The sequence below is a fragment of the Nitrospinaceae bacterium genome (genome assembly GCA_018669005.1).
Classification (GTDB): Bacteria; UBA8248; UBA8248; order UBA8248; family UBA8248; genus UBA8248.
Window position 1 is genome coordinate 1 of sequence record JABJAL010000085.1, and the last position, 5,657, is coordinate 5,657.

Consider the following 5,657-nt stretch of genomic DNA (forward strand, 5'->3'; position numbering starts at 1 on the left):
AGATTATGCGGGGAACTCTGCGCTTAGCGGTTGATTCCGACTCTGTCTGCAAGGATTGCTTGAATCGGCGCTTGCCAAAGAGAGCACGGAGGTCCTTTGGGATGGTCAGAATTGCGTACCAGACGCGCCTTCGTTTCTCTAGGTGGGGCATGTTTCGATCTCCTTGCCCCCATGTTATACCCCCACGAAATTCTCGTCAACCCTTTATCCATAGTGTATCTGGTGTGTATAGGTATTTCATGCAGACCCTGGCGGTTGGCCGGGATGAGCGCGATATGCCCGGGGTCGAGGACTTCGATATATTTCACCGTGCAGCCTCCATCCATATCGCGAACAGCGAAAATCGAGTCCGGCATGATGACGCGATCGTTGCGGTCCACCACAGCGACGCAGCCGTCGGCAAGATCGGGCTCCATGCTCTGTCCCGATACTTTCACCGCCACAAGGTTGGAGGAGCGCTGGGTAAATTCTTCAGCGGGAAGAAAGAGCCAGCCCAGTATCGCATCGTCTACGATTCGAGCATTACCGGCGGCAATTTCACCGGAAACCACCGGAACGGGAATCAAGCGGCTGGCTGCCTGCCGTGCCGCCGCATCCTCGCCGGAAGTCAGGCTTATCCGGCATTCGAGCGGGATGGGGGGAAGCGATAAAAGATCGGCGAGCGAAATTTCAAGGGCCTCGGTAATTTGGTGGAGTTGTCCGATGGTGGGGTCGAGCTCACTGGATTCGATTTTATCGATATCCTCGGGTGCCAACCCAGTCGCGGCGGCAACCGCTGCCCGTGTAAGCTTCTTTTCCTCGCGGATGCCTCGAAGGCGCTTTCCCGAAAACTTTATGCTTGAGGACAACCGCAATTCCTTTCTTGGTTCTTTATTTTGTTTTTTTCATCAAGGAGCCGAGGTTAAGAAGGCCCGGCCCCAGGAGCGTAATGATGAGACTCAAAACCACTATGGTCGCATGCGGTTGATAATTGATGATCGGCAAAATTTTGGGCCCAGCGTGTTCCCAGAGAAAATAGGCGGTTGCAATAGCTGTCAGGGTAGCCGCAATCCGAATCGCAATGCCTAGAAACATGGCCGCTCCCCCGATGGTGAGAATTGCCGTGACGGCGAGCCGGCCCCAAGTTTCATAGGGCGCACTTTTTAGTGCCAAGAGCGTAGAAAGGCTCATCCCGTCTTCGACCATTTGGTAGCCGGTGGAGGCAATGAGATAGCCCGTCCAAAGGCGGAGTAGTGTGACGCCCCAATCTTTTGCGGTCGATCCCATATGCCCCTCCTTCTTCTATTGCCTAACGCGGGAACTGGCTGAAATCAGCCCGCCGTTTTTCCTTAAAAGCGTTCATTCCTTCGACGGACTGCTCATTGTTCCAAACGGCGTTGAGCAATTCGCTGCCGTGCATCCATGATGGATAGTGCAGGTCGCCCAGGAAGTTGAGGCTCGTTTTCATGTAGCGCAGGGTGGCCGGTGCATGGCTGTTGATCGTTGCGCTCCATTCCTCGGCGGTTGCCTCAAGTTTGTCGTCGGGCACAACTTCATTGATAAGGCCCGATTCTTTGGCCTCCGCTGCGCTATAGCGCTTGGCGAGGAACAGCATTTCGCGGGCCCGGCGATCTCCCATTAAAATTGGCAGATACTGGGTGGCGCCGACGACGGGAAGCGCACCCACTTTCGCGCCCGATTGGCCAAAAGTTGCGTTCTCGCTCGCGATGCACAAATCGTTATAGAGCTGCCACTCGTTTCCGCCGCCGATGCACCAGCCGCGCACCATGGCGATAGTCGGTTTGCCGCAGTTTCGCAGAAGCATGCAAAGACGACGCATCTTATTGTTCCAAACATGGCCGGTCTGCTCGTTGAGGCCAAGCATCATGTCCATATCGCCGCCCGAGGAGAAGTTGCCATTTAGTCCGTACATCACGCCGACGCCGATGTCGGGGTCCTCGTCGAGTTGGGTGTAGGCATCGATGACCTCGTTGATCATGTCAAAATTCATGGCGTTTAGCGTTTTCGGCCGGTTAAGACCCACCCACAGCGTTTTGTCTTTCACTTCAACCACTATTGTTTTGTAGCTCATCAGCGATTCTCCTGAATTTCTTCCGGTCGAAAAAGTAATAATACCGGAGAAGGAAAAATGGTAGCCTCCATATAGCTATATATTCCCACAGCGAGGCTGATAATTCCAAGCCGGGTGGCGGGGATTTTAATCTAGAACCACAGAGAAGCCCTGGTAGAGCACTCTGATTGATATCAGGCTCAAAAGAACGACAAAAATCCGTGTCAGGGTTGTGGATTTGAGCTTTCCCGACAACTTGGCCCCAATCTGGGCCCCTCCTACAACCCCTATCGAGAGGGGAATAATAATATCCCCCATGGTGTGCAAGTTACCTTGAAAAAAATGGGTGACGACGGCCACTGTGGTCCCCGTGAGAAGGATAAACTGCGAGGTCGCCGTGGCAATATGAACGGGAATGCGTAATACCTGAATGAGAAGGGGTACATAAATGGGCCCCCCACCGATGCCAAAAAAGCTTGAGCAAAAGCCGACGCCCGTGCTCAGCCATAGGCCGAGGCGAAAGCGGAAAAAGAAATGATAAACGCGGCCATTGCTATCGGTGATTTGCCGCTCAACCCATCCGGCGGCAAGGTCTTCTCCTTCTTTGCGGACGCTCTCTGAGGGAGAGTTGCCGCGAAACAGGGAAATGCAAAGAGCCATCAGACCCAAGCCTAAAAGAATGTCGAAGGCGCCTCTTCCCACCTGGGCGGTGACAAACGTCCCCAGAACGACCCAGGGAGAGGCTACGAGTCCGTATGACAGACTTGTTTTTATGTCGATTCGTTTGAGGCGATGGTAGGCGATCGATCCGGACAGGGCATTTAAAGCAACGACCGAAAGCGATGTGGCCGTGATGATCTCGGCGGGGCGCCCCGGGAAGAGGAGCAAGAGGATGGGGGTGAGAATAAATCCCCCGCCGGCGCCGACCATTGTGCCGAAGATGCCGACACCCAGCCCGAGCAAAAGAAACTCAAGAAAGAAAAGCATAAGAAAAGTTTCTCCTGCTCGGTGTGTTTGTTGTGCGAAGCATGAGGCTTGAATTCAAGATTGCTGTTGTGGTGCTTATCACGCTCATTGTAGGGCGAAGACTTTGTGTCTGGCCGCGTTTAGATTGAACAAATTTATAGCGGAAATAAGCAACGCGTACCATGCCTGCGCAGTGAAATGTCGGCCCGGTTAGGGCAGGAGGGGGCGCTGGTTGTACCGAAAAATAAGAGCCGCCGTTGCTAGAGTTGCCTGCCTTTTGGTGTCACCCGTTTGGCTGCCATGCGGCGCTCAAAATTAACCGAAACTTTTTGTTGATGACACCAGGCGACAAGATCCTCAAGGTCTTTTCCCAAGGTGATGGGTAATTTCCCCATGGCCGCTTTTTTTGACTTCAGGCGGTTGATTTCAATTGTGTTGATGCTCTGCACGTTCAAGAGTTCATGAACTTCATCCCTTAAGTTTTTTTCTTTGCCAGCCAACTCCTCGACCGACGCCTTGGTTTTTATAACTCGACTGCGAAGCTTTGAGGTTTCGGCCGTTGCCTTGATTTTGTAGCCCAGACCCGAGAAGAAGAAGACTCCCACCAGCACCAGCAGCAGATAATCGGCGGCATTGAAATTTATGAGTTCTTTCCCGGCGGTGACAACTAAATCCATATTATCAATCTTCCCCCGGCTTGTAGTCGGTTGCTCGGAAGTACCTTGAATCGGGTTGCTCTGTGTAGAATTGTTGTACTTCTTTATAGAGCCTGACCTTTGAGGGTAGGGTGGATTTTTTCAGGTTTTTTTCCATGTTCTCTATTTGCTTGACCAGTTGCTGCATCACCTCAATCTGGCCCGGGATGATTTTTTCCTTTATTTTAGTTGTAGTGCTTTCCATCTTTTTGACGGATTGCCCGAGTGCATCCCGGTGGCTATGGGTATCGTCGTCCTCACGCAGCAGCGCATCCTTGGTGGCGGCTGAGACCACAAATGTACGGATCGTCCACCAGAGGGTACAGACCGTGAGGAGGAGTTCTATCGTAACGCGTATTTCACTCACATATTGCAGCACTAGATGGCCCTTTGTCAGCACAAGGCAATTAAATCAATGATTTATGTGTAGTAGCGCATAAACATCGAGCCGCGCAAAAAAACTTTAATTAAGGCGGATAGGATAGGGAGAGGGGAAAATCCATCTCGCCTATATATACGAATATATCCTATACGTTATGGAAATTTATGCAAACTTCCCAGCGGATAGAAATTACGGGCTGAAAATGAAAATTAGCATAATTGTAACTAAGTAGTTCATATTTGTTGGCCCCGTTAAACCGTAGTAATGTTCAAAAGATATGGGCATTACTTCAACTTTGTGATTTTATCCGATTATAAGGAGATTTTTGGCGTGCTGGTTCCGTTGGATACCCCGTCTGAAGTGCGGGCCGAAAGTTTTCGTGGAATGTTGGACCATAAGGATGCGGGACCCTACCGGGCGCTTCAAGAAAGCGTGGAGGAGTATCCCGAGGCCGAGGTTCCCGAACTCCGCCGTCCGCGTTTAGTATCCGGAGGCAAGAGCCTTGTCGCCGTGGCCAGAGGCAAGAGCCGGGCGGAGAGTATTCGCCTTGCCGCGGAACTTCTGGGCGGCATTCGCCATATAATCGACACGCCGCAGCCTGTTTTACTAAAGCCCAATTTTAACTCCGCCGACCCGTTTCCGGCATCATCTCATCCGGATCATCTCGAAACCCTGATTGCGCTTCTGCGCGAGGCGGGGTGTGAGGAAATTGATATTGGCGAGATGGGGGGGCTCCTCTCGCTGCCGGCGTCGCGAAATTTCGAGCGATGGGGAATGAAAGAATTTCAGGAGAAAAACGGAAACGGTGTTGTTCTATTTGATGAGGCGCCCTGGGTAAAAGGGCGGGTGCCCGCCGCATACCGCTGGGGCGGGTGGATCCATTGCCAGGAGCGCCTGCTCCGACCGGGCCAGCACATCATCAGCGCACCTACGATGAAAAGCCACGGCGGCGGGCCGCGCTTTAGCCTCTCGCTTAAGAACGGCTATGGGTTTGTTCATCCGAGGGATAGGGTGCGCGCTCACTTCGTTCCCCAGATGGCCGAAATGATAATGGAGACAAACCTTCTCTACTCGCCGAGTCTCGTGGTGGTCGATGGTACACAATGCTGGATTGCGGGGGGGCCCTACACGGGCGAGCTTCGAGATTCGAACGTCGTCATCGCTGGCGACGATAGAATTGCGGTCGATGTCGTGGGCGCCTCGGTTATCCGTGCGATGGGCTCGGAATTGCTTCGTGACTATCCTATCTGGAGCCATCGGCAGATACGCCGGGCGGTAGAACTCGGGCTCGGAGCCAGGGGGCCCGAGGAGGTGGAAATTCTTGCCGAGGACGCCACTGGAAGCACTGGTTTTCAGGATTTTATGGCGCAGATAAGGGGACATGTCGAGGAAAGCGTGCCCGCCTAGCATTTGCCCCGAAAGGGCCACGATTCCGTTGACTACTGGCAGGGAATCGACTACATTTCACGCGGCCATGAAGCAAAGGCCATGAAGCAAAGGCCATGAAGCAAAGGCCATGAAGCAAAGGCCATGAAGCAAAGGCCATGAAGCAAAGGCCATGAAG

At 52.9% G+C, this 5,657-nt stretch carries 7 protein-coding genes; 1 reads left to right on the forward strand and 6 read right to left on the reverse strand.

What is annotated here, in order from left to right; translation table 11 throughout:
• Nucleotides 1–23: 23 nt before the first annotated feature.
• From HOJ95_13550 to HOJ95_13575, 6 genes are all read right to left on the reverse strand, one after another.
• Nucleotides 24–848, reverse strand: coding sequence for a helix-turn-helix domain-containing protein (locus HOJ95_13550; protein MBT6395722.1), 825 nt, complete (start codon nt 846–848; stop codon nt 24–26).
• Between the two features lie 22 nt (nt 849–870).
• A complete protein-coding gene (locus tag HOJ95_13555; protein ID MBT6395723.1) occupies nt 871–1,266 on the reverse strand; it encodes a hypothetical protein in 396 nt (131 codons plus the stop codon).
• A gap of 22 nt (nt 1,267–1,288) precedes the next feature.
• Nucleotides 1,289–2,071, reverse strand: coding sequence for an enoyl-CoA hydratase/isomerase family protein (locus HOJ95_13560; protein MBT6395724.1), 783 nt, complete (start codon nt 2,069–2,071; stop codon nt 1,289–1,291).
• A 126-nt stretch (nt 2,072–2,197) separates the two neighbouring features.
• Nucleotides 2,198–3,037: a sulfite exporter TauE/SafE family protein gene (locus HOJ95_13565; GenBank protein ID MBT6395725.1), complete on the reverse strand. Its 840-nt coding sequence runs from the start codon at nt 3,035–3,037 to the stop codon at nt 2,198–2,200.
• A gap of 239 nt (nt 3,038–3,276) precedes the next feature.
• Nucleotides 3,277–3,693 carry a hypothetical protein gene (locus tag HOJ95_13570; protein ID MBT6395726.1) on the reverse strand — a complete coding sequence of 139 codons (417 nt, stop codon included), beginning with the start codon at nt 3,691–3,693 and terminating at the stop codon, nt 3,277–3,279.
• Between the two features lie 4 nt (nt 3,694–3,697).
• Nucleotides 3,698–4,078, reverse strand: a complete 381-nt coding sequence (locus HOJ95_13575) for a hypothetical protein (protein MBT6395727.1) — start codon at nt 4,076–4,078, stop codon at nt 3,698–3,700.
• 345 nt (nt 4,079–4,423) lie between these two features.
• Between HOJ95_13575 and HOJ95_13580 the strand changes: the two genes are divergently transcribed.
• Nucleotides 4,424–5,500: a DUF362 domain-containing protein gene (locus HOJ95_13580; protein MBT6395728.1), complete on the forward strand. Its 1,077-nt coding sequence runs from the start codon at nt 4,424–4,426 to the stop codon at nt 5,498–5,500.
• The last annotated feature ends 157 nt before the right edge of the window (nt 5,501–5,657 follow it).

Excerpts from the sequence above, each read along its gene's own strand:
- HOJ95_13555 (MBT6395723.1), bottom strand. The coding sequence starts at position 1,266 with ATGGGATCGACCGCAAAAGATTGGGGCGTCACACTACTCCGCCTTTGG.
- HOJ95_13560 (MBT6395724.1), bottom strand. The coding sequence starts at position 2,071 with ATGAGCTACAAAACAATAGTGGTTGAAGTGAAAGACAAAACGCTGTGG.
- HOJ95_13565 (MBT6395725.1), bottom strand. The coding sequence starts at position 3,037 with ATGCTTTTCTTTCTTGAGTTTCTTTTGCTCGGGCTGGGTGTCGGCATC.
- HOJ95_13570 (MBT6395726.1), bottom strand. The coding sequence starts at position 3,693 with ATGGATTTAGTTGTCACCGCCGGGAAAGAACTCATAAATTTCAATGCC.